Here is a 24,954-nt window from a genome sequence, read left to right on the forward strand (position 1 = left end):
TTGTGCCCACAAATATCGCTTATTTTGTGAAACTATATCGATTTCGCACCTCAGGAGTTTTGAAGATTTATAACTTTGTGTTCTATTTGTAACAACTATGGAAATCAGTATCCGACCCGCCAGGGAAGCAGACATGAAAGACGTCCACCGGCTCATCCGGGAACTCGCCGAATTTGAGCGGGAACCCGAGGCGGTGGAAGTAACCGAAGACCAACTCCGGGAAGACGGTTTTGGCCAAAACCCGAAATTCCAATGCTTTGTGGCGGTTTCCGGCGACCGCATCGAGGGGATGGCGCTGGTGTACCCCAGGTATTCCACCTGGAAAGGCCCGGCAATCCACCTGGAAGACCTGATCGTCACCGAGGCCGCCCGGGGCAAAGGCGTGGGCAGTGCCCTGCTAACCCGGGTCATCCGGCACGCGGCCGACGCAGGGGTCAGGCGGGTTTGCTGGGAGGTACTGGACTGGAACGAACCTGCCATCGGCTTCTATGAATCGCGGGGCGCCCGGGTCCTCAGGGACTGGGATGTCGTGCAACTGGACGCAGCCGGTATTGCAGCCTATCTGAAGGAGTATGAGAGTATTTAAGTTCGGGGGCGCCTCCGTCAAGGATGCGGAAGGGGTCCGAAACCTGTTGAACGTCCTGTCGCAGACAGGTACCGAAAATACCTTCCTCGTGGTTTCCGCCATGGGGAAGACCACCAATGCCATGGAGGCGGTGGTAAAGGCCTATTTTGACGACAAACCGGCTGTTGCCGGGGCCCTGGATGAGGTGGTTTCCTACCACGACGCCATTGCCCGAAAATTATTCCCCGCAGACGGCCACCCGGTGCATGGGAGGATGCGCGGCCTTTTTGAAGAGGTCCGCGGGTTCCTGGCCTGGAACAAGTCTCCCAAATACGGGTTTGTCTATGACCAGGTGGTGGGGTACGGCGAATTGCTGTCCACCACCCTGGTAAGTGCCTATCTCACAGACAACGGCGTGGCGAACACCTGGCTGGATATTCGGAAATACATCAAGACCGACTCCAATTACCGGGACGTGAACGTTCAGTGGGAGCGGACCCAGGAGGCCATCTCCTCCCTGTCCCCGGGGAAGGAGCTCTTTATTACCCAGGGTTTCCTGGGGAGCGACGACAATAACTTCACCACCACCCTGGGCCGGGAGGGATCGGATTATACGGCGGCGATCATCGCCTACTGCCTTAATGCGCGGTCGGTAACCATCTGGAAGGACGTCCCCGGGGTCCTCAACGCGGACCCCCGCTATTTCGAGAAGGCGAGCCTGCTGAACCGCATCTCCTATCGGGAGGCGATCGAGCTGGCCTTTTACGGGGCGTCGGTTATCCACCCCAAGACGCTGCAGCCCTTGCAGCGGAAGGAAATACCCCTGCATGTGAAGTCCTTCCTGAAGCCCTCCGATCCGGGCACGACCGTTGGCAAGGGCCAGGGAATTGAGCCCCAGGTGCCCTGCTTCATCGTCAAGAAAGACCAGGTGCTCATGCGCCTTTCCTCCCTGGATTTTTCCTTTATCGTGGAGGACAGTATCGGCGACCTTTTCAAGTTGCTGCACGATTACCGGATGAAGGTGGACATGATCCAGAATTCGGCCATCAGCTTCTCTGTCTGCGTGGATAACAAATTCGGCCGCCTGCCGGAATTGCTGCAGCATCTCAAGGGAAGGTTCAAGGTGGTGCACCACGAAAATGTGTCCCTGTATACCATCCGGCATTTCAATGCCGATGCCATCCGGTCCCTGCAGGACGGGCGGGAAGTGCTCCTGGAGCAGCGCAGCAAGGAAACGGTGCAGCTGGTGGTCAAGTAGGCCCGGGAATTTCAAAAATACGGGTTCGGGCCGGCTGGGCGTCGCCATTTTTCTATCTTTATCCTCTAGCAAGGACGCGATATGAGTTTAGTGACCGCCAAGGAAGTATCCAAAGCCATCCACCTGGACCGGTATGGTTTTCTGGGGACCATGATGGGCTGGTTCCTGATGCAGGTCACCCGTATCAGCAGCATCAACCGCTTTTACAAGCGGCACCGCCACCTCGGGGGCATGGAATTCCTGGACCGGATCCTGGAGCACTACGAGATCGATTTTGAAATCCCGGAAGAAGATTTCAGGCGCCTCCCCAAGGAAGGGGCCTTTATCACCATCAGCAACCACCCCCTGGGGGGCATCGACGGGGTATTGCTGTTGAAACTCCTGTTGCAACACCGCTCCGATTACAAGATCATTGCCAATTTCCTGCTGCAGCGCATCGAGCCCCTGGCGCCCTATATCATGCCGGTCAACCCCTTTGAAAACCACAAGGACGCCAAAAGCTCCATCGCCGGATTCAAGCGGTCCATGGAGCACCTCGGCGGCGGGCACCCTTTGGGGATCTTCCCGGCAGGCGAGGTATCCACCTATAAGGAAGGACAGCATTTTGTGGACAAACCCTGGGAAGAAGCGGCCCTCAAACTGATCCGACGGGCAGAGGTCCCCGTGGTACCCATTTATTTCCACGCCCGCAACAGCCGGATGTTCTATTACCTCTCCCGGATCAACGATATCTTCCGCACCGCTAAACTCCCGTCGGAACTGACCACCCAGCGCAACCGCAGCATCAAGGTGCGTATCGGGCAGCCCATTCAGGTAGCGGCGCAGAAGGAACAGGAAACCCTGGAGGAGTTCGCGGACCTGCTCAGACGGAAGACCTATCTGCTGGCCAATGCCTATGAACGGGAACGCCTGATCGACCAGATCCCGGGTAGCCTGAAAATACCGAAGCCGCCCAGACGGATTGCCGACGCGGTGCGCAGCGAGGTCATACAGGGGGAGATCGGAAAACTTCGGGAAAAGAACTGCCGCCTGCTGCAGAGCCGGAATTACGAGGTTTTCCTCGCCCAGAAAAAAGACATGCCGTTTATCCTGCAGGAAATCGGCCGGCAGCGGGAAGTCACCTTCCGGGCCATCGGGGAGGGGACCAACAAGTCCATTGACCTGGACCGTTTCGATGATTATTACCACCACCTCTTCCTCTGGGACGATCAGGAAAAGACCATCGTGGGGGCTTACAGGATGGGGATGGGCTCTGAGATTTTCAAGCAGTACGGCATCGACGGGTTCTACCTGCAGGACCTGTTCCGCTTTGAGCCGGAACTCTTTGGGATGATGCGCCAGTCCATCGAAATGGGGCGGGCCTACATCGTCAAGGAATACCAACAGAAACCCATGCCCCTTTTCCTTTTATGGAAAGGGATTGTGCATACCACCCTGCGGTTCCCGGAGCACAAATACCTGATCGGCGGGGTGAGCATCAGCAACCAGTTTTCCAATTTCTCAAAATCCCTGATGATTGAATTTATGAAGTCGAATTACTGGGACCCCTATGTGGCCCAGTATATCCGGCCCAAGAAGGAATTCAAGGTAAAGCTCAGCGATGCGGACAAGGAATTTGTCTTTGACGAAACCGAGGCCGACCTGAACAAGTTCGACAAGCTGATCGAGGAAGTGGAACCGGGCAGCCTACGCCTGCCGGTCCTGATCAAAAAATACATCAAGCAGAACGCCAAAGTCGTGGCCTTTAACGTGGACCCCCTTTTCAACAATTCCGTGGACGGGCTGATGTACATTAAAATAGCGGACCTGCCTGAGGATACGGTCAAGCCGGTGATGGAGGAGTTCCAGGCAGAACTGGAGCGCAGGCTGGCCGAAGGCGGCAACGGGGACCTGGCTACAGGAGTTCACGGCGAACAAAATCGCGGCAGTACGCTTTGATTTCATCCCGGGTTTCCCGGAATGCCCGGCGCTTTTCTTCCTCGCTGCCTGAGACTTTTGACGGGTCCTGAAAATTGTGGTGCAACCGGATGGCACCGGGTGCCGGAATATAGGGGCAGTGCTCCCGCGCGTGGTCACAGACCGTAATGATGTAATCCCAGGAAATACCGGAATATTCGTCCACATGGTTGGAGGTATGCCCGGAGATATCAATCCCGTCCTCGGCCATGATCTGAACCGCACCGGGGTTCAGCCCGTGGGTTTCTATCCCGGCACTGTAGATTTTTGCCACCGGGGCGGGTTGCAGGGCCTCCAGGTAGCCATGGGCCATCTGGCTCCTGCAGGAGTTACCGGTACATAATACAAGCACGTTTTTCATTTCTTTTATTTTCAGGTTTTTAATCGATTCCCACGGTGCGGCTCCTGCGTTCAAACAGGATGTTGTCTTTCCAGACGCCGTTCCTTCGGGCAATTTTTTCCCGGTATCCCAGGCGGCGGAAACCGCAGGATTCGTGCAGCCGGATACTTGCGGAATTCTCGGGGAATACCCCGGACTGCAGCGTCCAGATGCCCCGGGCTTCACTCTCCGGGATGAGGGCTGCGAGCAGCGCTTTGCCGGTGCCGCTTCCCCGGTGGCGGGAACTGACATAGACGCTGAGTTCTGCCACGCCACCGTATACACAGCGCCCGGAAACCGGGGAGAGGGCTGCCCATCCCGCGAGCTGCCCGTCTTTGGCCTGGGCAACCAGCCTGCATTCGGGCAGGTGGGCCGAATCCCAGGCTTCATAGGTGGGTACACGGGTTTCAAAGGTGGCCACCCCGGTCCCTATGCCTTCGGCATAGATTCGTGCCACTTCGTGCCAGTCTTCCGGGGTCATGGGACGGATCTGCATGGCCTGGGTTCAACAACATCCGGTGCCGGGTGTGCAACCGGCGGCTTCAACGGCTTCCGGTGTTTCCCCTGCAGTCCGCTTGGCGGTTACGGGTACCCCGCAGATATCGCTGGCCTTGCACTGTGTCGGGACGGGACTGAGCAGGACCACCAGGTTCTCCCCCTCCAGGCGTTCCCCGGCCACGTGGAGTTGGGCGGCGTGGAAGTCCGCGTTCCCGTATTCAAATTTCACCAGGCTGTCCATCAGCAGGGGTTGCTTTTGTGCCACCCGCCCGAGGATGGCCAGGGCCTTTTTGGCGGTGATGGAACGATCTGCAGGTTCCGGTACCGGGTTTTCCCAGAGCTGGATAACGGTTTCCTTCCAGGAATCGGAGCGGCCTCCGCAATCGGTAGCGTCGATATGGATGTTTTTGACTTCGGTGATGTGGTAATCCGGCCGGAGCCGCTTTCCCGGTGCATATTCAAAATTCAGCATGCGACCAGGGTGTTTTTGGAGGAGTTCGAGGAATTCGGATGTTTTCATCGTTTCGGTTTTGGATATCGGATTTTAGGTATCTGGTTTATGGCTTTCACGTTGGGAGGGAAGGGCATCAGCAACACTGTTGGCCGATGCGGGTGAAAAATGTGTCGAACAAGCCCTGTATCTCATCCCAACGGTCCTTGTCGATGCAGTAGCACAGGTTCCTGCCCTGGAAATCCCCCCGGAGCAGCCCGATTTTTTTGATTTCGGCCAGGTGTTGCGATATGGTCGCCTGGGCCAGGCCGGTCTCCTCGACGAGGTCGCTGCAGATGCAGGAATCCTGCCGGCTGATATGCTGCAGGATGGCCACGCGTGCCGGATGTGCGAGTACCCGGGCTACCTGGGCCAGTTCGTTCTGGCGGGTGTCGAAGAGCTGTGTTTTGGAAACGCCCATATAAATGCTTTTAAAATTATATATCGCAATATTACGATAATAAAGATAAAAATAAAAGCCGGAGTCAAAAATTCCGGCTTTATGTGTCAGAACCAGGGTTTTTTGCCAACCTGGTAGGTGTTGTAGAATTCCTCATCGCTTTTGGTCAGGTAGATAATGCCTTCGATCAACCCAATCAGGCCGGTGGCCCATACCACGAAGATGCCTACCCCGATACAGGACAGCACCATGCCGATGACGGTGACCACCAGCAGGATGATCCCCTCTTTCTGGTATCCGAGTATGAATTTGTGAACGCCCAGGGAACCCAGGACAATGGCCAGTATCCCGGCCAGGATCTTCTTGTTTTCGCCCCCGGCGCTATTGAGGCCTTCCTTGAACTCCTCGGCTGTTTTCTTGGCTTCACTCTTGAAATCCCCGGCTGCTTTTTTGGCGTCCTCGCCGGCTTCCCGGGCCTTATCCCCGAAATCTTTTTTGTCGTCTGACATCGTTCTGTTTATTGGTGGTTTGTATCACCAATGTAGGAAATTATTCCCTAATCCTGAAATGCCTTATCCACTGGTTCCCAGAGCTCGATTTTGTTGCCTTCCGGGTCCAGGATCCATCCGAATTTGCCGTAGTCGTATTCCTCCATTTCGCCCACGACCTCCACGCCTTCCTCCCGGAGTACCGCAAGGAGCTCTTTGAGGTTTTCCACCCTGAAATTCATCATAAAGGGCTTTTCACTGGGCTCGAAGTATTCGGTATCCTCCTTAAACGGGCTCCATTGGGTACTGCAGTCTTGGCCTTCTTTGTCTTTCCACCAGAACGTACACCCGTAGGCATCCGTGGGCAGCCCCAGGTGCTTCCCGTACCATTCCCTGATCCTGTCGGGGTCTTTGGTCTTGAAGAAAAAACCTCCAAGGCCGGTTACGCGCTTTTCCATACCAGTTACTTTTTTATTGCTTGTTCATAAAGTTCGATCCAGTCGTCCATCTGCATTTTCCCGCACAATTGCCCGATCAGGTCATAGGGGATTTTTTCGGGTTTTTTAAAGCGGATACAGCTCTTGCCCATATCGGGTTTGCCAAGCCCCAGCCCCTTGTAAGCCTCCACGAACCACTGCTGCAGCTCCGGGTCCGCATACATGCCGTTGTGGTAGACCGCGATATAATTCTTCTGGCTGGCCAGGTTGATAAACGGCAGGGGGAGCTGTGGGTCGCAATGGTAGCCGTCCGGATAGCGGGCGTGGGGCACCACATAGCCGATCATCCCGTAGCTGATGGTTTCCTCGAACCCCGTCGGCAGGTTTTTCCGGATGACCTGCCGCAACTTTTCGACCGGGCCTTTCCGGTCCCCGGGCAGTTGTGAAATGTAATCGTCCGGTGTATTTGCCTGGTACTGCATGGGTTTTTATTCAGGGTTCATTTAAAAATACGCAACCGGCCGTGGCGGATTCATCGCCTTCCGGGAGGCTTAAATAAGTTCCTGCCAGGACCACAAGGCAACTGCCGCGGGTTTCCGTTTCAGTGCAAGGCCCGAGATCAGGCTGATGATTATTTTTTTCATGGCTGGTCGTTTTCAGTGAGTCCGAATGTAGAACATAGGGCATGGCGGGCGTTCATACTAAAGTACCAATTTTAGCTTTATCCCTCATACCGGGGGATACGGCTTGGGGATCAGGTTCAGGGCACGCGCTTTTTCCATCAGCTGGGTGCGCCGCCGGACATCCAGCTTCACCAGCAGGAGGAAGATGGCCACGGCCAGAGCAGAGAATATCCGGATGGTCCGCCACATAGCGGAAAGGAAAAAAATATGAGGGATTCTAGCGGCCGTTGTAGTGCGCCCTGATTTTCGCCACCACGGTGGCCGCCAGCTTTTCCTTGCTTTCGACGGTCCACCCCGCCACGTGGGGGCTGAACAGGACATTGGGGGCTGCGATCAGCTGTCGCATGGCCTCCGGCATTTCCCCTTTGCCAAAAAGCGATTCGAAGGAGGACTTCTCGTATTCAAGGACATCGAGGCCAGCGCCCAGCACCTTGCCGCTTTTGAGGGCGTCCACCAGGTCCCCGGTCTGCACGCACTTGCCGCGGGCCGTGTTGAGGAGCCAGATGGGGTTGTGGAAGGCATTCAGGAATGCTGCATTGACCATCCCGACCGTATCCGGGGTTTCCGGTACATGGAGGCTGACCACATCGGCGTGCTGCCTGAATTCCATAATCCCCACTTGCCGCGCATCGTCGTTGCCAACGCCTCCCACGATATCGTAGCAAATGGTCTGTACATCAAAACCCCGCAGTTTCCGGGCAAAGGCCTTCCCCATATTGCCGTACCCGATAATCCCCACGGTTTTCCCGTCGAGTTCGACCCCCCGGTTCGCCTCCCGCCTCCAGGTCCCCTGCCGCACCTCGGCGTCAGCCGTGTGCATTTTGTTCATCAGGGCAAGCAGCATCCCGAGGGTATGCTCCCCCACCGCATTCCGGTTCCCTTCCGGGGCGGCCGCCAGGAAAACGTCCTGTTTCCGGGCCGCCTGTGTATCGATATTCTCCAGACCTGCACCCACGCGCCCGATAAATTCGAGGTTAACCGCCTTTTCGAGGAATTCCCGGTCTATCGGGATGCGGCTGCGGATAATGATGCCGTGGTACCCGGAGATTTTGTCCATCACCTCCTCCCGGGAGCCCGTATAGTCCCGGTCATTCTGAAATCCCATTTGTGCAAGGCCCTCTTCGAGCAAAGGGTGGTTTTCGTCCAGGTGCAGTACTTTCTTCATGTTATTGGTCATTTCGGCTGGTCAGGCAGGTGACCAAGATACAGAAGATTTCAGGGAATTGCGAGGCGCGCCCGGGCGAAACAGCTTTCCGGGTATTCCGGGTATTCCGCCCTCTACAGGATGGCGGGTTTCATGGGTTGTCCGTTTTGATTTCGGGCTGGCCGGGTACCTCAAAGCGGAACATATCGCTCCTGCTGTAATGCCCGTTCGGGTCAAAATCCAGTTTGCTGCGGGTCACCGCTTCCAGGTCCAGGGAAGCCGTCAACACCCCGGCCTGGTCCCAGAGCGGGCCGGCAAGGAGTTCCCCCTGGGGGGAAACGATGACGCTGCCGCCGGGACAGTCGTATCCGTCTTCATTCGCTTCCAGGTCCCGGAAAGCAGCGGGGAGTTGGTCCCGGGAGGTAAACTGGTTGCAGCCCAGGACAAAGCACCTGCCCTCGAGGGCGATGTGTCGCATCGTATCCGTCCAGCCGGGACGGGCGTCTGCCGTGGGTGCCAGGTAAACCTGCACCCCTTTCCGGTACATGGACTGCCGGGCCAGGGGCATGTAGTTTTCCCAGCAGATTAGGCCTCCCAGCCTTCCGATGGGTGTATCAAACGCGCATAGGGTGGTCGCGTCCCCCTCGGCCCATACGATGCGTTCTGTCCCGGTGGGCTTGATCTTACGGTGGACGCCCATCAGGCCGTTGTAGGGGGAGAAGTAAGCCAGGGAACAATACAGGCTGCCGTGCCGGCTAGATTTTTCGGTAATCCCCACGGCCAGGTAAACCCCGTGGTCCCGGGCCACCTTTTCCAGAAATCCGCGGTCCGGCCCTTCCAGGTCCACACTCTGGCGGTGGTATTCCGCATAGAGTTCCCTGCCTTCGGCTGTGCGGCTCCCCACCCGGGCACCAAAGGTAAACCCCCTGGGGTACCCCGGCACAAAGGACTCCGGGAACAGGATCAGCTGGCAGCCCCGGGCGGTATGTTCCGCAGTGATACTTTCGATATTGGCCAGGCAGGCCTCCTTGTCGAAGAACACGGGGCTTTCCTGTATGACCGCTACTTGTATGTTCATATTGAAGGGGATTCCGGGGACGGGTTTCACCCAAAGTTAGGGAAATCCGCGGGGAATCTTCAGGCTTATATGCCCAGGACCACCCTGGCAATCCAGAAGTAGATCAGGATGCCGAAGATATCGTTGCTGGTAGTGATAAACGGGCCTGTTGCAATCGCCGGGTCGATCCCCCGCTTGTGCAGGAACAAGGGGATAAACGTCCCGATGATCCCCGCGACCACGATGACGGTGATCAGGGAGATGGAGATGGCCAGGGCTGTCGGGAAGTTGCCTTTCCAGACCCAGGTAAAAAGCAGCAGGACCACCGCGAGGATAAAACCATTGAGCATGGCCAGCAGCATTTCCTTGACCAGCCGGTTCCCGATGCTGCCCTTGAGGTCGTCATTTGCAAGGCCCTGCACGATGATGGCGCTGGACTGCACCCCGACGTTCCCGGCCATGGCCGCGATCAGGGGGGTAAAGAAAAATAGGATGGCGTGGCGGGCAATCATTTCCTCAAAGCCGCCCATGATGGCAGCAGCCCCCAGCCCGCCGATCAGCCCAAGGAACAACCAGGGCAGGCGGGCCCGGGTAAGGTCCCAGATGCTGTCGTCTGCCTCCACGTCCTGGGAAATACCCGCGGCCATCTGGTAGTCTTTGTCGGCTTCCTCCCGGATCACGTCCACGATATCGTCAATGGTGATACGTCCCACCAGCCGGCCGATTTCGTCCACCACGGGGATTGCCTCCAGGTCGTATTTGGACATGATCTTGGCCACCTCTTCCGGCTTTTCGTTCACGTTCACCGAGTCTACCTGAGAGATATACACGTCGCGGATGGGCGACCGCGTCGAGGCGGTGAGCAGGTCCTTCAGGGATAACCGGCCGATCAGGATGTCCTGGTCGTTCACCACGTAAATGGAGTGGACGCGGGTGACGTTTTCGGCCTGGTGCCGCATCTCTTTCACGCAGGTTAATACGCTCCAGTTGTCGTACACCTTTACCAGCTCCTTGGCCATGAGCCCGCCCGCCGAATTTTCATCGTAGCGGAGCAGGTCCACGATGTGACGGGCGTGGTCCCGGTCCGAGATCTTGGAGATGACCTCCTGCACGATTTCCTTGGGCAGCTCGGCGACGATGTCGGCTGCGTCGTCCGTGTCCAGTTCCTCGAGTTCCCCGGCGATTTCCCGGGAGGAGAGGTTGCTCAGGATCGCCTCCCGCACATCCTCGTCCAGTTCGGTAAGGACATCCGAGGTCTTCTCGCTGTCGAGCAGTTTGATCAGGTAGGTGGCCTCGTCCTCATTCAGTTCGTTGATGATCTCGGCGACATCTGCATAGTGCACCTCTTCCATCATGGAACGGAGGGAATCGTTCTGACGGTTTTCGATCAGCTGTTCGATTTCGGCGATCAGCTCGTCGGTGAGTTTAAATGGTGTCATCCCAGATGCGCTTTGAGAGGGCGGTAAATTCCCGTACCGTAAGTTGTTCGGGACGCCGGTCAAAGATAGCATCTTCTTTGAGATAATCGGGGACAGGCAGGCTTTTAAGGCTGTTTCGGAGCGTTTTGCGGCGCTGGTTGAAGGCGGTTTTCACCAGGTGGGCCAAGCGGTTGTGGTCCCAGTCGATTTCCTCCCCGGCGCGGTAGCGCAAATGCAGTACACCGGAGGCAACCTTCGGGGGCGGGTCAAAGACTTCCGGGGGTACGGTAAAGCAGTATTCCGCATCGTAATAGGCCTGGGTGAGCACCGACAGGATCCCGTAGGTTTTGCTTCCGGGACCCGCACAGATCCGTTGGGCCACCTCCCGCTGGAACATGCCGCAGAATTCCGGGATGCGCTGCCGGTGTTCCAGGACCCGGAAAACGATCTGGGTGGAAATATTGTAGGGGAAATTTCCCGTTACCGAAAACTCCTTCCCCGGGAACACCTCCCGGAGGTCCAGTTTCAGGAAATCTGCATGCACGACACGGAAGGACAGGTGGGGGCTGGTTTGGCCAGCGAGTCGGGGGGAAAAAACCTCCTCCAGGTAGCGGACGGATTCTTTGTCGAGTTCCACGGCCACGAGGTCGATGGGACGTTCCAGCAAAAAATTGGTGAGTACCCCGGTGCCCGGGCCGATTTCCAGCACGTGCGTCGGGCCGTCAGGGTCCAGGGTAGCGGCAATGCGCGCCGCAACCGAGGTATCCGTAAGGAAATGCTGCCCGAGGTGTTTTTTGGCGCTTACCCCCGTATTGCGCTGGGTCTCCCCTTTCCTGCCGGAAGCTTTCCGCTTGTTTTTCCGATTGCTCATCCCGTGTTGGCTTTATTGCGGGCGGCCAGGTAGACCCATGCCTGTCGCCCGGATTTCAACGAAAGGATTTTGCGATAATACAGGTCGGTTTCATACAGGTCCGCCCTGCGGAGCTCTTCCTGGCTTACTTCCAGCAGCATCCCCGCAACGGCAGTACCTTCCTTTCCGCAAGGGATCACTTCGGGGTATTGCCCGGCAACGGAGGCTTCCAGTTTTTCAAAACCTTCCAGGCTGTCCCGGGTGTAGGGGGGGAGTCCCCCGAAAACCTGCTCGCTGATGTGCGGGTCCGTCAGGGTGCCGTAGACAAACAGGTATTCTTTGGGGGCCGGCATCAGTGCTCGCTGATGATTTCCAGTTCCGTCCGGAAAGCGACCAGCCGGTCGCCGTACCGGTCGGCGACCAGTTCCCGCAACCGGCCTGCGTGTTCCCGGTAGTAGGAGTCGAGAGACGCCCGGTCAGGCGCCTCGTACTGCACCGAGTAGGTGGTTCCCCCCAGCTCCTCCTCGACCAGCACCCGGCAGATCCGCGCATTGCGGAAATGCCCTGTAGCCAGTACGTCCGGTATATGTATAGCCTGCATCCACTGCAGCCATTCGGCGTGGATGCCGTCCTCTACATTGATGGTAACGTTGTATATGATCATGTGTGTGGGAATTGGTCCGGAAACTTCAATTGACAGGGTCGCCCCGAAGCATCCGGAAAAGTTTGCGCGCTTCCGGGAAAAAATAACTGTCCTGAAAACGGTAGATGATTTCCCGGTAGTGTTCCATCGCCTTGGCCGGGTCATCCAGGCGGGTGCGGTAGAGTTCGCCCATGGCAAAATGGGCATCATCTGCCAGGATATCCTGCCCGAAGAACTCCACAATTTTGCGATAACTCAGCAGGGCACCCGTATAGTCCCCCGCCTGCTCCAGCAAACGGCCGTGCATCAGCAGGGCCTCGTCTTCAATTTTTTCCCCTTTGTGGTTGGTGAGGATTTCTTCCAGGGCCTGCAGGGCTTCATTGCTTTTTTGCTGGTAGGCCAGGAGGTCGGCCCGGGCGTATTTGCGCAGGGCGGTCTGGGTGGAATCTTCCAGGGAGTTGTCCGAAATGATCAGGCTCAGCTGCATGGCGTCATTGGCAATGAGCTGGGAGGTAGAATTCCTCAGGACTTTCAGCTGGGTAAGCGCCCAGTCAAAATCCCCCTTGTAAAAACTGGTCTGGGCAACCTTGAAGCGCGCCTGCTGCCCCATCACATCGTTTTTAAGCAGCTTCTGTATCTGCGAAAACAGGATGAGGGCCTCGTTGAAACGCTGGTCAAAGACAAGGATGTCCCCGAGGCTGAGCTTGACGTAGCCTTCGGCGTAATTGGACAGGGGAAGGTCCAGGCTCGACTTCAGGACCCGAACGGCTTTTTCCGGCTCGCCCTGCCGGAAGGCCAGGAACTTGGCGTAGGCCACCTGCAATTGCAGCGTAGCCGAGGCGTAACCGTACTCCTCCATCAGTTTTTCGTATTCCTTCCGGGCCACCCCGAGGTTTTTTTCCGGTTCGCGCTCCAGGGCGATATCGATAAGGTGGAGCCTGGCGTTCAGGCGGGTTACCGGGTCATTGCTTTCGGCTACTACAAATTCAAAGGCAGAAACAGCCGCATCCAGGGCCCCGGCCTCCTCGGCACTCCTCCCGAGGTTGACCATCCGCTCCAGCCGGGCTTCAGGGACCCGCCTGTAAATGGCCTTTTCCTGGTTGAAGGCATTGGCAAACTGGCCCTGCTCCAGGTAGAGCCAGCTCAGCATTTCGTTCCAGAGCGGATCGGGGTCCCTCTGGGCTCGGGTAAGCAACACCCGCCTGAGGAGCTGGTTGTTGTCCGCATCGGGGTCCGGGCTGATAAAAGACTCCAGGACCCTCAGGACGTTCGCCTTGGCCGATCCGCGCTGTTGCAACAGGTCCATATAGGCGTCGAACATTTCGGCTATCCGGCCCTGTTCCCCGTAAATACGGGCAATCTGAAAATTAAAATCGAGTTCCGGGTTGAGTTCCATGGCCCTGGAATAGGCCTGAAGCGCATAGTCCAGCAAGGTGTACCGCTGAAACTTGAAGCCGATGCCGTAGCCGAAATTCGGGTTGCCCTCTATGGTTTCCAGGGCCTGCAGGTACCATTTGTCTGCCTCCTCTGGTTCGTCCTTGAGCAGGTAGGTATACCCCATGTCGATGAGCAGGGTAGGGTAGGCATTGCCCTCCTCCAGTCGTTTCTGAAGGAACGCGATGGCTTTGTCATAGGCCTCCAACTGGTGGTAGCAAAGGACCAGTCCTTCCGTGTAATCCGTCCGCCTGGGGTTGTTTTCGGCCAGTTTCTCGTAATAGACCACCGCCTTGTCAAAGGCCCCGTCGTTAAAATACTGCTTAGCCAGGAAATCTTCCTGGGCCCGGACAGCCGGGAGGCAAAGCATCAGGAGGCAGCAAAGAAACAGTTTCATTGCGGGGTTTTTCACAAAGATACAAAGTAATACCGCGGGTCGTCCAACCCCTGCTTTTCAAAGTAATTTGCCCGGACCATCCAGCTTTACCCGGGAGTGCCCCGGGGGGCGGGGGATCAGCCGATCCGGTCGAAGCCGGTATAGGGTACCAGGACGTCCGGGATGCGGATGCCTTCGGCTTCCTGGTAATCCTCCAGGATACAGGCAAGGATGCGCGGCAGGGCAAGGGCACTGCCGTTGAGGGTATGCGCCAGTTGCGGTTTGTTGTTGGCATCCCGGTACCGGAGTTTCAGGCGGTTGGCCTGGAAGGCTTCAAAATTGGAGACCGAACTCACTTCCAACCAGCGCTCCTGGGCGGCGGACCACACCTCAAAATCGTAGGTCAGGGCCGAAGTAAACCCAAGGTCGCCCCCGCAGAGGCGCAATATGCGGTAGGGAAGCTGCAGGGATTCCAAAAGGGCCTTGACATGCGCCACCATCTCGTCCAGGGCCTGATAGGAATTTGCGGGTTCCTCCACGCGGACAATCTCCACCTTGTCGAACTGGTGCAGCCGGTTGAGGCCGCGGACATGGGCCCCGTAACTCCCGGCTTCACGCCGGAAACAGGGGGTATAGGCCGTGTACCGGAGCGGCAGCTGGGCCCGTTCCACGATTACGTCGCGCAGCATATTGGTAACCGGCACTTCGGCCGTCGGGATCAGGAACAGCTTGTCGTCGCGGAGTTCGTACATCTGCCCTTCCTTGTCGGGCAGCTGCCCCGTGCCGTAGCCCGAAGCCTCGTTGACCAGGTGGGGCACCTGTACTTCCTCGTAACCGGATTCCGTATTGCGGTCCAGGAAATAGCTGATCAGTGCGCGTTGCAGTCTGGCGCCCCTGCCCTTGTATACCGGGAACCCGGCACCCGTAATCTTCACCCCCAGTTCAAAATCGATCAGGTTGTATTTGGCGGCCAGTTCCCAATGCGGGAGCGCCTCGCCCCCTGCTGCGGTTGTTTCGCCCGATTGGAACACCACCTCGTTGTCCGTCTCACTGCTCCCGGCCGGGACCAGGTCGTGGGGGGCGTTCGGCAGTTGGTACAGGGCCTGTTGCAGGGCCTCGGCCGCAGTATTCAAGGCCTCGCTGAGTTCTTTGGACAATTCCTTCAATTCGCCGGACCGGGCCTTCAGTTCCTGCGCTTCTTTGGCCTTGCCCGTTTTGAACAGGTTGCCGATTTCCCTGGAGAGCTGGTTGGCTTCGGCCAGGGTCGCATCCAGGCGGGTCTGCACATCGCGCCGCTGCTGGTCAAGTTCCAGGACCTCATCGATCATCGGCTGGGCGTCGAGGCCCCTTTTGGCAAGGGCCCTGACAAGGGTATCCGCATTTTCCCGAATGGTGTTCAGTGGCAACATATTCCGCGCGATTTTAAGCTGCAAATTTAGGGTTAAAAGTTGTAATGCGCCAACGGCCCGGTCCGGGGTTACTGCCCGGACGACTCTTCCCAGGGCGCGGGGAGGATCCACGGGTGGTGACGGTATGGATCCCAGGGTTCGGCAGCCAGGTCTACTTCGGGATCGATTAAAGGGGCGCTCGGTTGTCGGTTGATCTGCAGGTAGCCCCTGGCATAGACGGATATTTCCCTGCCCTGCCGGGCATAGGATTTTTTCAGGTGCTGGGCAAACTGCCAGATAAAATCCGGGTAAGCCGTCACCTTCCTGCGCTGTTGGCTGGTCAGGTAGTGCTCCAACTGTACGGGTTCGCTGATCCCGGTGGCCTTGTCCACCACGCGGAAATGGGTATTGCCAATCCGGCTGCGGAGCATCATACGCCAGCTCATCCGGTGGCCTTCCTCCGTCCACAGGACATCTCCCGCGATCAGGTGGTGGCGCAGCGGCAGGACCAGTTGCAAGACAAAATAAACCACCGCCAGTGCCATCAGCGGTCGCGCATAGGAGGGGCGGCGGGGCGGTTCCTCCGCGGGCCGGGGCTTGGATGGGAAGAAGATCCTGCGGATTTTCTCAGGTTCGAAAAAGAAGACGGTAAAGGCCAGGGACAGGTAAGGGAATATCCCGATCTGGAAAACGATGGAGTTGAAGAGGTGGAAAAATATGGAAGCGGCAAAGGCCCACTTGCGGGTTTTTTTCCAAAGCAGCAAGGGGACCACCAGGAAATCAAAGGCAATGCCAAAAAACCCGATTGCCTTGTGGACCCACGGGTCCTGCAGGAGGGGACCGATAACCGGGTAATCCGCCCGGCCCTCCATCAGCAGGCCGATAAAACTAAAATCGAGCCAGTCGTCGTAGATCTTGGCAACGGCGGCATAGGTGTATACGATCAGCAATTGCAGTACGACCACCCATTTGACGGCCGCCGGCATGGTGTCCGACCGTTTCTGCGGCAGTCGCTTTGCATCCAGGGAACGCGCCCGGTGGGCCGGCAGGAAACACATCATGCCGCAAATGAGGATCAGCAGGTAATAGTGGTTGTTGTAAGCGGTTTTCTGCATGAGGTAGGTGCCGGTCCAGAGCAGGGTGAAGAGGACCATGCTGAGCCGGTACCGGAATCCCAGGGCGATGGCGATCCCCAGCAATCCCATAAAGGCATAGTAGATATACATGCCGGGCCCCGGCAGGGGCTGCAGCCATTCAAATCCGATAAAGGTAAAGGTGAAATCCGGCTCAACCAGGTAGCGGCGGACCCAGCCTGTAGCTATCGCGCCGAAACACTCCAGGGCTAGCAATATCCCGAAGAACATCCTGAAAAGGACCAGGGGGCTGTTATCCATCCGGCCGTAAAGCAGACGCCCCATCATAGTTCCCGGATTGCGCGGAGGGCATCCTCCCGGTCCTGCTCCAGTTGTTTTTTAAGGAATTCAAGGGAATCGAACTTTCGTTCGTCCCGGAGGCGCGCCAGGAGGTTGACCCGCAGGGGCAGGTCGTACAGGTCGCGGTCCAGCTCAAAGAAATGGACCTCGATATGCTGGCCCGTCCCGTCCACCGTGGGGTTGGACCCGATGTTCATCATCCCGTATACTTTTTTCCCATCCAGCTGGCAGGATACGGCATATACGCCGGATGCGGGGATTAGCTTGTAGTCGGCATCGATCCGCAGGTTGGCGGTGGGGAAACCCAGGGTGCGGCCCAGGCCCTTGCCGCGCTTCACGGTCCCCGATAGCATATAGGGATATCCCAGGAATTCGTTGGCCGTTTTCAGGTCGCCGATTTCCAGGGCTTTCCGGATCTTGGTGGAACTCACCGAGACCTCGTTCACCTCCTGGGCCGAAATTTCCTCCACGCTGAAGTCGAACAAATTGCCGAAGGCTTCCAGGTCCTGGATATTGGCCGTCCGGTTGCGGCCGAAGCGGTGGTCGTAACCGATGATGATTTTTTTGGTATGGAGTTTTTCAACTAGCATTTCCCGGACAAAGCGCGTTGCGGTGAGGCGGGAAAAACGAAGGGTAAAGGGGTGGATGACCAGGCAGTCCAGGCCGATTTCCTCCAGGATATCCGATTTTTCCTCTATGGTGTTGAGCAGTTTCAGGCCGCTGTCTTTCTGCAGCACCATCCGGGGATGGGGAAAGAAGGTGAGCAGCGTGGCCTGCATATTGTGGGTAGCTGCATAAACCGTCAGCCGGCTGAGTATTTTCCGGTGCCCTATATGGACACCATCGAAGGTGCCGATGGTAACCACACTGGGTCGCTCTATTCGGTATTCTGAAAGACCTCGGACGGTTATCACGGAATCAAAATAATAAAAAAGCGTATTTTTAGCGCTGCAAAGCCCCTTGAATGAAGACAAATCTACGTCTTGTTTTTTCAATTGCCATATTCTTGCTCAGCTTTTGTTCGATTGCCCAGGAAACGCCTGGATTCTGGCAATCGGAAACCACTGCCCAAGGGAGGCTGACTGCCTCGGGGGAAGAGCTGGAACCCCGGCAGGGGAAAGCCTTTATCCTCGATGAGGAGGGACTGCGGCAGGCGCTGGCCCCGCTGCAGGGCCGGCCAGGGGCCACCGTACGGATTTATTTTCCGGATGCCAACGGGAAACTGCAGCCGTACCGGGTTACCGAGCGGTCAGTCATGGCACCCGAACTGCAGAGGCGTTACCCGGATATCCGTTCCTATCTCGGGACCAGTTCGGCACTACCCGGCAGGCGCATCCGCTTCAGTTTGTCGCCTTCTGGGTTCCAGGGGATGATCAGTGAACCGGGCAGGGACGATTCTGGGTTCCTGGAGAAGGTCCCGGGCGGTAACCGGGAGTACCTGCTCTTTAAAAGGGATCAGAAGGAGGCGCTTCCCTCTGCCTGGAAGTGCGGTACCCAGTCCCTGAGGGAATTCGCCAAACCGGCAGCCGGGCCGGCCGCGAAACTCGTGGACGACCAGCTCCTGCGCACCTACCGCCTGGCCGTGGCTGCCACCGGGGAGTACACCACCTACCACGGGGGCACGGTAAGCGGGGCGCTTTCCGCCATCAATGCGACGCTTACACGAATCAACGAGGTATTCGAAACAGACCTCGCCATCAGCCTGCAACTGGTCGCGTCCAACGACCAGGTAATTTATCCGGACCCGTCCACAGACCCTTTCGGGGGGAATTTCAGCTCGGAGGTACAGACTACCCTGGATAGCCAAATCGGTTCCGCTTCCTATGATATCGGCCATTTGTTCCACAGGGGGTCGGAAGCCGGGAATGCCGGATTTATTGGGGCGGTTTGCAGCGACGGCCGGAAAGGAAGTGCCTATGCGGCGACGCCTACCCCGGAGGGCGACCGGTTTGACCTGGATTTCGTGGCCCACGAAATGGGGCACCAGTTCGGGGCCAACCACACCTGGTCGTTCGACTCCGAGGGGTCTGGTGTACAGGCCGAACCCGCCTCCGGGACAACGATCATGGGGTATGCCGGCATTGTGGAGGGAAATGATGTGGCCCAGCAGGGAGATGACTATTTCCACTATTTCAGCATTGTGCAGATAACCCAATACATAGCGGGCACCTCCTGCGGGTCCCAGGCTGCACTCACCAACAGCCCCCCAGTGGTAACCCCACTCCCCGACTATATTATCCCAGCCGGGACCGCCTTTGTGCTAGAGGCACAGGTCACCGACCCCGATGTCGGTGATGTGCTGACCTATGCCTGGGAGCAGATCGACGATGGGGTGGTCACCACGGCTTCTTTCGGCCCGACCAATCCCAGCGGGGCGAATTTCCGCTCCCTGCCGCCCGGCACTGCACCCACCCGGTACTTTCCCAACCTGAACCGCGTGGCAACCGGGGATCTGACCCAGGTGAACCCAGCAACAGGCTCGGCATGGGAAACCGTTTCAGAGATCGAACGCGACCTGAATTTCGCATTGACCGTCCGGGATAATGCCCCGGGAGGCGGTCAGGTGGCATCCGACCTGGTCACCGTGCAGGTGATCGACCAGTCCGATGCGTTCCGTTTCCTCTCCCAGCAAAGCGCCCAGAGTTATGCGGGCGGGAGCATCCAGACCCTTACCTGGGAAACCGGGGATACCAACCAGGGGCCCATCGATTGCCAGGAAGTGGACATTTACCTCTCCCTGGACGGGGGACAGGATTTTCCCGTCTTGCTGGCTTCCGGGGTTCCAAACACCGGCAATGCACAGGTGCAGTTGCCCGGGATGCCGACGGTTTCGGGCCGTTTCATGGTGAAGGCCTCCAACAATATATTCTTTGCTGTCAACCGGGCGAACTTCACTATCACCGAACAGCCCTTTGTACTCTCTGCCCAGGAGCCGGAAGCATCGGCCTGCCAACCCGCAGACGGCACGTTTGCCTTCACCTATAACTCCTTTGGGGGTTTCAATGAAGAGGTAACCCTTGGGATTTCTGGGCTGCCCCCCGGCCTGGGGGCCACTTTCAGCAGCCCCACGGTGCAGGCAGACGGCACAGGCCTGTTGCTGACCATGACAAATACCGCTGCCGTGACTCCCGGGATCTATCCACTGGTGATCAGCGGGACGGCGCCCGGGGGCAGCTTTAACCTGCCCTTCCAATTGCGGCTGGCCGATGGGTCATATACCCTTCCGTCCCTGGATAACCCGGCCGACGGAGCGACGGATACCAGCCTGGAACCCGCCCTCCAATGGCAGGCGACCCCCGAGGCCACATCCTACCGCCTCCAGCTCGCAACGGACGCGGGCTTTACGGGGATATTAATTGACCAGGAAGTCTACAGTACGGAATACCGGCCTGTAAACCTGCTACCCGACACCTCCTATTTCTGGCGGGTCCGGCCGGTGAATGGCTGTGGGGAAGGCCCATTCGGTGCCGTATCGACCTTCCGGACCATTGCAACCGATTGCAAAACCCTGTCCGCCCAGGGGACCCCGGTGAACATCTCCGCCACCGGCACGCCCACGATTACCTCAAGCATAATCTTCGCGGACGACCGACCCGTCATCGGCGCACGGGTGAGCCTTGACCTCAGCCACAGCTACCTGGCCGACCTGATCATCACCCTGCGTTCCCCGGCCGGTACGGAGGTGACTCTCGTTTCAAATTCCTGTGCGGAAGCCAACAACATCCTCGCCACCTTCGATGCGGATGCACCGCCTTTTGCCTGCGGCAATAACCCGGCCATCTCCGGCCTGGTCCGGCCGGTCGGCTCCCTGAATGCGTTTAACGGGGAATCGAGTTTCGGGGAATGGGTGCTGACCGTTGAGGATACAGCCCCTGCCGACGGGGGTGCGTTGAATGTCTTTAACCTGGAGCTTTGCGTGGAAGGGCAGTTCAGGCCCGATGCAGATGGCGATGGTGTTTTCGATGACGGGGATGACCTGTGCCCGGGGACCCCGGCCGGTACGGTGGTGGATGCCAACGGATGCCCCGTATACCGGTTTGCACCCGACCAGTTCGAAATAGCTATTTCAGGGGAGAAATGCGTGGGAACGGACGATGGGGCCCTCCGCATTACGGCTTCCCAGGCCCTGGATTACACGGTCACCCTCCAGGGCAACGGGATAGACCAAACGGCCGATTTCAACAGTTCCTACGAATTCAGGAACCTGGCAACCGGGAGTTACCAGGCCTGCATCACCGGCACCAATGGCACTATCACCTACGAGCCCCAGTGCTTTGATATCCGCATTACGAGCCCGGAACCCCTGAGCGTCCTGGTGGGACGTTCGGCAGACGGTTCCGCCCTGAACCTGGACCTCGACGGCGCTGTTTCCTATGTGGTTTCCCTCAATGGGGTGGATCGCCTGGTCGGTTCGGGCAGCCTCCGGCTGGACCTGGCCGATGGCACCAACGACTTGAAAGTAACGGCCATCCCATCCTGCAAGGGGAGTTACCAGGCCACCTATTTCAATGCGGGGGAGATGACCGTCGCACCCAACCCTTTTGTGGACGAGATCGGCGTCTATGTGCCGGATACGCAGGAGATGCTGACGGCGCAACTCTTCAATGCCGCGGGAAGGCTGGTGTTCCGGGCCCGCAGGCAGCCCCGGGACCATGAAGTGCGATTCGCCCTCCCCGTTTTGCCACCGGGAATGTATATACTCCGGTTGGAGCAGTCCGGTTCCCGGGTGCAGTTGATCAAATTATTCCGACAATGAAAAAGGTAGTATTCACGGTGATAGCGGCCCTGGTGCTCGCGGCCTGCGGAAGCGATGATTCGCCCAAGGTGCCGCAGGCAGTCAGCCTGATCTATCCCGAAAACAATTCGGAATGCACCACCGGTATTTCCCGGAGTGAGACCACGAGCGAGGTGGAATTCCGGTGGGAGGAGGCCCGCTATGCGGTCCGTTACGAACTTACCGTGTCTAATTTACAGACCAACGTTACCGAAAATATCATTACCTCGGGGATCAATGCCAGCCTCGTCCTGGAGAAGGGTACGGCATATTCCTGGTACGTGGTGGCGCGAAACCAATCCGGGCAGGATGGCCCCGCCGGGACCACCTGGCAATTTTTCAATGCGGGATCCGCCCTGTCCTACCCCCCGTTTCCCGCACAGCTGAAGAACCCCCTATCGGGCGAATCGGTTACAGCCGATGAAAACGACGAGATCATCCTGCGTTGGGATGGGGCAGATGCAGATGGCGACCTGGCGGGCTATGAGCTCTACTTTGGCACGGATGCGGCGGCCCTGCCGCTCTTTGGTGCCCTGGGCGCCGCCCAGAATTCGCAGGTGGTGAGCGTTGCCTCCGGTACGGTATATTACTGGGAAATCCTCAGCCGGGACGCCGAGGGGAATACCTCCCGATCCGGGGTTTACTCCTTCCGGGTCCTCTGATCAGGAACCATTGAACTCGTTCATGGTGATTTTTGGCCCCGCGAGGGCAAAGCTCCTGATGAGTGCTGCACTGCGTTTAAGGCGGGGCCCGAGGGCCTCCCTTTCTTCTTCACCCCAGGTGCCCAGCACGTAATCCACCTGCTGGCCCTTTCCGAATTCCGCCCCGATCCCGAAGCGAAACCGGTTATAGGCGGTTGTACCCAGCACCTGCTGGATGTCCCTGAGCCCGTTGTGCCCACCGTCGCTCCCCTTGGTTTTCAGCCGGAGCGTGCCAAAGGGAAGGTTCAGGTCGTCCGTAACCACCAGGAGGTTCTCCAGCGGGATCTTTTCCTTTTCCAGCCAGTACTGCACGGCCCGCCCGCTGCGGTTCATATAGGTGGACGGTTTCAGGCAGAGCAGGGAGCGCCCCTTGACCTTACAGGTGCCGATTTCCCCCAGGCGGGCCGGTTCAAAGGAAAACCCGGCTTCCCCAGCCAGGTAATCGAGTATCTTAAATCCGATGTTGTGGCGGGTTTCGGCGTATTCCTCGCCAATATTGCCGAGGCCGGCTATCAGGAATTTCTTCATGGGGTCTGTTTCTTTGAGCGCGTTCCGGGATCTGAATAAGCCTGTAAAAAACCAGTTTTTCACCTGTTTCCGTTTGGGCCTAAAATACGAAAAGCACCCTTACCGGCGTTTGGCCGGCAAGGATGCCCCCGTAAGGTTTTGTGAGGATTATTCCTGGGCTTCTGCGGCCGGTTCCTCGGCGCCTTCGCCTTCGGCTCCTTCTGCAACAGCAGCTTCTTCTCCTTCCAGTCCTTCGTCCTCTTCGTCCGTTTCGATTACGATCGCTTTCCGCTGCGTCTTAACCTGGACCACCACGGTGGTATCCGGGTGGAGGATGGTAAACTCATCGCTTTTCAGGGTATCCACAGCTACCAGGTCTCCGATCTTCAGGGTGGAGATATCCACATTGAAGAAATCCGGCAGGTTCTTAGGCAGCGCGCGGATAACCAGTTTGCGCTTGCGGAAGAGCAGTCGTCCACCGTTACGGACCCCCGGGGAATTCCCCAAAAGGCGAACCGGGATATTCATGGTTACTTCCTTGTCCGGGAACAGCTGGTAGAAATCCACGTGGAGGATGCTGTCGGTTACCGGGTGGAACTGAATGTCCTGCAACACGGCATCGATTTTTCCGCCACCTTCCATTTCAATTACCACGGTATGGGCGTTGGGGGTGTAAACGAGTTCCTTAAACGAAATTTCATCTGCTGCAAAGTGCAATGGCGTTTCCCCTCCGTATACCACGCAAGGGACCTTTCCAGCATTACGTAGGGCCTTACTAGCCTTCTTGCCCACGCTTTCTCTTTCTGATCCTTTGATTGTAATTGACTTCATTATATAGATTGAATTAATATGCTACATTAAAAATTTGGATGCGATGGAGGTATTGTGATGTACCCGGTGCATGACATCCGCAAAAAGTTCCGCACAACCCAGCACCTTGACCTTCGGGCTGGTTTGGCGCGCCGGGATGGAATCGGTAATAATCAGTTCCTCAAGACGGGATTTTTCGATCCGCTCGTATGCATTGCCCGACAGCAGCCCGTGGGTGGTAATAGCCCGCACGCTTTTGGCACCCCGCTCCATCATCAGATCGGCCGCCTTGGTCAGCGTACCAGCCGTATCCACCATGTCGTCCACCAGGACTACATTCTTGTCGGCCACATCCCCGATGAGCTCCATATGGGAGATCACATTGGCCTTTGCCCGCTGCTTGTAACAGATCACCACGTCGCTTTCCAGCGCCTTGGAATACGCATAGGCCCTTTTGGAACCTCCCATGTCGGGGGAAGCGATGGTCAGGTTGTCCAGCTTCAGTTTTTTCAGGTAGGGCAAGAACAGGGTAGAGGCAAACAGGTGGTCTACCGGCTTTTCGAAAAAGCCCTGTATCTGGTCCGCGTGCAGGTCCATCGTAATGATCCGCGTGGCGCCGGCCGTTTCGAGCATCTTGGCCACCAGTTTGGCGGCGATGGGAACCCGGGGTTTGTCCTTGCGGTCCTGGCGCGCCCAGCCAAAATAAGGCATAACTGCCGTGATATGGCGGGCACTGGCCCTTTTGGCTGCATCGAGCATCAACAGCATTTCCATCAGGTGCTCCGGCCCGGGATGGGTGGAGCCAATGATAAAGATGCGCGCTCCGCGGATGGATTCCTCAAAGGAAGGCTGGAATTCGCCGTCGCTGTACCGGGAAAAAATCACCTTGCCCAAATCGGCCCCGTAGGCCTGCGCGATTTCTTTTCCAAGGACCTGACTCTGGGTGCAGGCAAAAATCTTGGGTTCCGGTACCGTATACGACATTACAGCAACTTTAGGTGTGATGGCTAACTCCCTCGTTAGAAAGGAGGTGCAAATTTACACAATTATCTGAGTCGCAAAAGCATAAATACGGCATATTTTAGGCTGCCTGAACAAATTATTTTATAGTTTTGCAGTCCGCAAATTGCCTCGGTGGCGGAATTGGTAGACGCGCCGGATTCAAAATCCGGTTCTTTCGGGAGTGTGGGTTCGATTCCCACCCGAGGTACGAATAAACCAAAAAAAGGGTGAAATGTGAGCGGGCTTTCAAAAAGAAAGCTCGC

26 protein-coding genes and 1 tRNA gene are annotated in these 24,954 nt (G+C 57.4%); 6 read left to right on the plus strand and 21 right to left on the minus strand.

What is annotated here, in order from left to right:
- Window positions 1–97: 97 nt before the first annotated feature.
- From H7F20_RS04165 to H7F20_RS04175, 3 genes are all read left to right on the plus strand, one after another.
- The gene (locus H7F20_RS04165) at window positions 98–586 is read left to right on the plus strand and encodes a GNAT family N-acetyltransferase (protein ID WP_185784860.1); all 489 of its coding nucleotides are present in this window, start codon (window positions 98–100) and stop codon (window positions 584–586) included.
- Window positions 573–1,823, plus strand: a complete 1,251-nt coding sequence (locus H7F20_RS04170; protein WP_185784861.1) for an aspartate kinase — start codon at window positions 573–575, stop codon at window positions 1,821–1,823. The genes H7F20_RS04165 and H7F20_RS04170 overlap by 14 nt, the downstream gene beginning before the upstream one ends.
- Window positions 1,824–1,904: 81 nt before the next feature.
- The gene (locus tag H7F20_RS04175; protein ID WP_185784862.1) at window positions 1,905–3,761 is read left to right on the plus strand and encodes a lysophospholipid acyltransferase family protein; all 1,857 of its coding nucleotides are present in this window, start codon (window positions 1,905–1,907) and stop codon (window positions 3,759–3,761) included.
- On the opposite strand, the gene H7F20_RS04180 is transcribed toward H7F20_RS04175, so the two are convergent.
- From H7F20_RS04180 to H7F20_RS04265, 18 genes are all read right to left on the minus strand, one after another.
- A complete protein-coding gene (locus H7F20_RS04180; RefSeq protein ID WP_185784863.1) occupies window positions 3,718–4,140 on the minus strand; it encodes an arsenate reductase ArsC in 423 nt (140 codons plus the stop codon). The two genes, H7F20_RS04175 and H7F20_RS04180, sit on opposite strands and share 44 nt — an antisense overlap.
- Window positions 4,141–4,159: 19 nt before the next feature.
- Window positions 4,160–4,654 (minus strand): GNAT family N-acetyltransferase, encoded by a 495-nt coding sequence (locus H7F20_RS04185; protein ID WP_185784864.1) that lies wholly within the window; start codon window positions 4,652–4,654, stop codon window positions 4,160–4,162.
- 9 nt (window positions 4,655–4,663) lie between these two features.
- On the minus strand, window positions 4,664–5,176 hold the full coding sequence (locus tag H7F20_RS04190; protein WP_185784865.1) for a DUF6428 family protein: 513 nt from the start codon (window positions 5,174–5,176) through the stop codon (window positions 4,664–4,666).
- Window positions 5,177–5,243: 67 nt separating this feature from the next.
- Window positions 5,244–5,567 (minus strand): helix-turn-helix transcriptional regulator, encoded by a 324-nt coding sequence (locus H7F20_RS04195; RefSeq protein WP_185784866.1) that lies wholly within the window; start codon window positions 5,565–5,567, stop codon window positions 5,244–5,246.
- Window positions 5,568–5,653: 86 nt separating this feature from the next.
- Window positions 5,654–6,055 carry a TM2 domain-containing protein gene (locus H7F20_RS04200; RefSeq protein WP_185784867.1) on the minus strand — a complete coding sequence of 134 codons (402 nt, stop codon included), beginning with the start codon at window positions 6,053–6,055 and terminating at the stop codon, window positions 5,654–5,656.
- Window positions 6,056–6,102: 47 nt separating this feature from the next.
- Complete coding sequence (locus H7F20_RS04205) at window positions 6,103–6,492, minus strand: VOC family protein (protein ID WP_185784868.1); 390 nt, start codon at window positions 6,490–6,492, stop codon at window positions 6,103–6,105.
- Window positions 6,493–6,497: 5 nt separating this feature from the next.
- Window positions 6,498–6,953: a DUF1801 domain-containing protein gene (locus H7F20_RS04210; RefSeq protein ID WP_185784869.1), complete on the minus strand. Its 456-nt coding sequence runs from the start codon at window positions 6,951–6,953 to the stop codon at window positions 6,498–6,500.
- A 246-nt stretch (window positions 6,954–7,199) separates the two neighbouring features.
- Entirely contained in the window at window positions 7,200–7,343 is a 144-nt protein-coding gene (locus tag H7F20_RS04215) for a hypothetical protein (protein WP_185784870.1), read from the minus strand.
- A 28-nt stretch (window positions 7,344–7,371) separates the two neighbouring features.
- Complete coding sequence (locus H7F20_RS04220) at window positions 7,372–8,319, minus strand: 2-hydroxyacid dehydrogenase (protein WP_185784871.1); 948 nt, start codon at window positions 8,317–8,319, stop codon at window positions 7,372–7,374.
- Window positions 8,320–8,449: 130 nt separating this feature from the next.
- Window positions 8,450–9,376, minus strand: coding sequence for a carbon-nitrogen hydrolase family protein (locus tag H7F20_RS04225; RefSeq protein WP_185784872.1), 927 nt, complete (start codon window positions 9,374–9,376; stop codon window positions 8,450–8,452).
- Window positions 9,377–9,441: 65 nt separating this feature from the next.
- Complete coding sequence (gene mgtE, locus H7F20_RS04230; RefSeq protein WP_185784873.1) at window positions 9,442–10,794, minus strand: magnesium transporter; 1,353 nt, start codon at window positions 10,792–10,794, stop codon at window positions 9,442–9,444.
- Window positions 10,781–11,644, minus strand: coding sequence for a 16S rRNA (adenine(1518)-N(6)/adenine(1519)-N(6))-dimethyltransferase RsmA (rsmA, locus tag H7F20_RS04235; protein ID WP_185784874.1), 864 nt, complete (start codon window positions 11,642–11,644; stop codon window positions 10,781–10,783). Before rsmA ends, mgtE begins: the two co-directional genes overlap by 14 nt.
- Entirely contained in the window at window positions 11,641–11,976 is a 336-nt protein-coding gene (locus tag H7F20_RS04240; RefSeq protein WP_185784875.1) for a gamma-glutamylcyclotransferase family protein, read from the minus strand. The genes rsmA and H7F20_RS04240 overlap by 4 nt, the downstream gene beginning before the upstream one ends.
- Window positions 11,976–12,287, minus strand: a complete 312-nt coding sequence (locus H7F20_RS04245) for a DUF4286 family protein (RefSeq protein WP_185784876.1) — start codon at window positions 12,285–12,287, stop codon at window positions 11,976–11,978. The genes H7F20_RS04240 and H7F20_RS04245 overlap by 1 nt, the downstream gene beginning before the upstream one ends.
- A 25-nt stretch (window positions 12,288–12,312) precedes the next feature.
- Entirely contained in the window at window positions 12,313–14,097 is a 1,785-nt protein-coding gene (locus tag H7F20_RS04250; protein WP_185784877.1) for a tetratricopeptide repeat protein, read from the minus strand.
- Window positions 14,098–14,213: 116 nt separating this feature from the next.
- Window positions 14,214–15,485: a serine--tRNA ligase gene (gene serS, locus H7F20_RS04255; RefSeq protein ID WP_185784878.1), complete on the minus strand. Its 1,272-nt coding sequence runs from the start codon at window positions 15,483–15,485 to the stop codon at window positions 14,214–14,216.
- Between the two features lie 68 nt (window positions 15,486–15,553).
- Window positions 15,554–16,885 carry an HTTM domain-containing protein gene (locus H7F20_RS04260; protein ID WP_185784879.1) on the minus strand — a complete coding sequence of 444 codons (1,332 nt, stop codon included), beginning with the start codon at window positions 16,883–16,885 and terminating at the stop codon, window positions 15,554–15,556.
- Window positions 16,882–17,811: a bifunctional riboflavin kinase/FAD synthetase gene (locus tag H7F20_RS04265; RefSeq protein WP_185785828.1), complete on the minus strand. Its 930-nt coding sequence runs from the start codon at window positions 17,809–17,811 to the stop codon at window positions 16,882–16,884. Before H7F20_RS04265 ends, H7F20_RS04260 begins: the two co-directional genes overlap by 4 nt.
- Window positions 17,812–17,861: 50 nt before the next feature.
- Here H7F20_RS04265 and H7F20_RS04270 point away from each other — a divergent pair, with 50 nt between their 5' ends.
- Complete coding sequence (locus tag H7F20_RS04270; RefSeq protein ID WP_185784880.1) at window positions 17,862–21,653, plus strand: reprolysin-like metallopeptidase; 3,792 nt, start codon at window positions 17,862–17,864, stop codon at window positions 21,651–21,653.
- Window positions 21,650–22,333 carry a hypothetical protein gene (locus H7F20_RS04275; protein ID WP_185784881.1) on the plus strand — a complete coding sequence of 228 codons (684 nt, stop codon included), beginning with the start codon at window positions 21,650–21,652 and terminating at the stop codon, window positions 22,331–22,333. The genes H7F20_RS04270 and H7F20_RS04275 overlap by 4 nt, the downstream gene beginning before the upstream one ends.
- Here H7F20_RS04275 and pth read toward each other — a convergent pair whose 3' ends face one another.
- The 3 genes from pth to H7F20_RS04290 form a co-directional block, all read right to left on the minus strand.
- Window positions 22,334–22,900, minus strand: coding sequence for an aminoacyl-tRNA hydrolase (gene pth, locus H7F20_RS04280; protein ID WP_185784882.1), 567 nt, complete (start codon window positions 22,898–22,900; stop codon window positions 22,334–22,336).
- A gap of 147 nt (window positions 22,901–23,047) precedes the next feature.
- Window positions 23,048–23,710, minus strand: a complete 663-nt coding sequence (locus H7F20_RS04285; RefSeq protein ID WP_185784883.1) for a 50S ribosomal protein L25/general stress protein Ctc — start codon at window positions 23,708–23,710, stop codon at window positions 23,048–23,050.
- Window positions 23,711–23,731: 21 nt separating this feature from the next.
- Window positions 23,732–24,673, minus strand: a complete 942-nt coding sequence (locus H7F20_RS04290) for a ribose-phosphate pyrophosphokinase (RefSeq protein WP_185784884.1) — start codon at window positions 24,671–24,673, stop codon at window positions 23,732–23,734.
- Between the two features lie 144 nt (window positions 24,674–24,817).
- Here H7F20_RS04290 and H7F20_RS04295 point away from each other — a divergent pair.
- Window positions 24,818–24,899 (plus strand) — tRNA-Leu (locus H7F20_RS04295).
- Window positions 24,900–24,954 lie beyond the last annotated feature (55 nt).

This window comes from Robiginitalea sp. SC105 (assembly GCF_014243345.1).
Classification (GTDB): domain Bacteria; phylum Bacteroidota; class Bacteroidia; order Flavobacteriales; family Flavobacteriaceae; genus Robiginitalea.

Bases quoted from the DNA above. Each gene is read 5' to 3' on its own strand.
- H7F20_RS04185 (WP_185784864.1), bottom strand. From the start codon at position 4,654: ATGCAGATCCGTCCCATGACCCCGGAAGACTGGCACGAAGTGGCACGA.
- H7F20_RS04165 (WP_185784860.1), top strand. From the start codon at position 98: ATGGAAATCAGTATCCGACCCGCCAGGGAAGCAGACATGAAAGACGTC.
- H7F20_RS04175 (WP_185784862.1), top strand. From the start codon at position 1,905: ATGAGTTTAGTGACCGCCAAGGAAGTATCCAAAGCCATCCACCTGGAC.
- H7F20_RS04195 (WP_185784866.1), bottom strand. From the start codon at position 5,567: ATGGGCGTTTCCAAAACACAGCTCTTCGACACCCGCCAGAACGAACTG.
- H7F20_RS04190 (WP_185784865.1), bottom strand. From the start codon at position 5,176: ATGAAAACATCCGAATTCCTCGAACTCCTCCAAAAACACCCTGGTCGC.
- H7F20_RS04260 (WP_185784879.1), bottom strand. From the start codon at position 16,885: ATGATGGGGCGTCTGCTTTACGGCCGGATGGATAACAGCCCCCTGGTC.
- H7F20_RS04180 (WP_185784863.1), bottom strand. From the start codon at position 4,140: ATGAAAAACGTGCTTGTATTATGTACCGGTAACTCCTGCAGGAGCCAG.
- H7F20_RS04170 (WP_185784861.1), top strand. From the start codon at position 573: ATGAGAGTATTTAAGTTCGGGGGCGCCTCCGTCAAGGATGCGGAAGGG.
- rsmA (WP_185784874.1), bottom strand. From the start codon at position 11,644: ATGAGCAATCGGAAAAACAAGCGGAAAGCTTCCGGCAGGAAAGGGGAG.
- H7F20_RS04270 (WP_185784880.1), top strand. From the start codon at position 17,862: ATGAAGACAAATCTACGTCTTGTTTTTTCAATTGCCATATTCTTGCTC.
- H7F20_RS04210 (WP_185784869.1), bottom strand. From the start codon at position 6,953: ATGCAGTACCAGGCAAATACACCGGACGATTACATTTCACAACTGCCC.
- H7F20_RS04275 (WP_185784881.1), top strand. From the start codon at position 21,650: ATGAAAAAGGTAGTATTCACGGTGATAGCGGCCCTGGTGCTCGCGGCC.
- pth (WP_185784882.1), bottom strand. From the start codon at position 22,900: ATGAAGAAATTCCTGATAGCCGGCCTCGGCAATATTGGCGAGGAATAC.
- serS (WP_185784878.1), bottom strand. From the start codon at position 15,485: ATGTTGCCACTGAACACCATTCGGGAAAATGCGGATACCCTTGTCAGG.
- H7F20_RS04285 (WP_185784883.1), bottom strand. From the start codon at position 23,710: ATGAAGTCAATTACAATCAAAGGATCAGAAAGAGAAAGCGTGGGCAAG.
- H7F20_RS04200 (WP_185784867.1), bottom strand. From the start codon at position 6,055: ATGTCAGACGACAAAAAAGATTTCGGGGATAAGGCCCGGGAAGCCGGC.
- H7F20_RS04240 (WP_185784875.1), bottom strand. From the start codon at position 11,976: ATGCCGGCCCCCAAAGAATACCTGTTTGTCTACGGCACCCTGACGGAC.
- H7F20_RS04215 (WP_185784870.1), bottom strand. From the start codon at position 7,343: ATGTGGCGGACCATCCGGATATTCTCTGCTCTGGCCGTGGCCATCTTC.
- H7F20_RS04290 (WP_185784884.1), bottom strand. From the start codon at position 24,673: ATGTCGTATACGGTACCGGAACCCAAGATTTTTGCCTGCACCCAGAGT.
- H7F20_RS04220 (WP_185784871.1), bottom strand. From the start codon at position 8,319: ATGAAGAAAGTACTGCACCTGGACGAAAACCACCCTTTGCTCGAAGAG.
- H7F20_RS04225 (WP_185784872.1), bottom strand. From the start codon at position 9,376: ATGAACATACAAGTAGCGGTCATACAGGAAAGCCCCGTGTTCTTCGAC.
- H7F20_RS04250 (WP_185784877.1), bottom strand. From the start codon at position 14,097: ATGAAACTGTTTCTTTGCTGCCTCCTGATGCTTTGCCTCCCGGCTGTC.
- H7F20_RS04205 (WP_185784868.1), bottom strand. From the start codon at position 6,492: ATGGAAAAGCGCGTAACCGGCCTTGGAGGTTTTTTCTTCAAGACCAAA.
- H7F20_RS04245 (WP_185784876.1), bottom strand. From the start codon at position 12,287: ATGATCATATACAACGTTACCATCAATGTAGAGGACGGCATCCACGCC.
- mgtE (WP_185784873.1), bottom strand. From the start codon at position 10,794: ATGACACCATTTAAACTCACCGACGAGCTGATCGCCGAAATCGAACAG.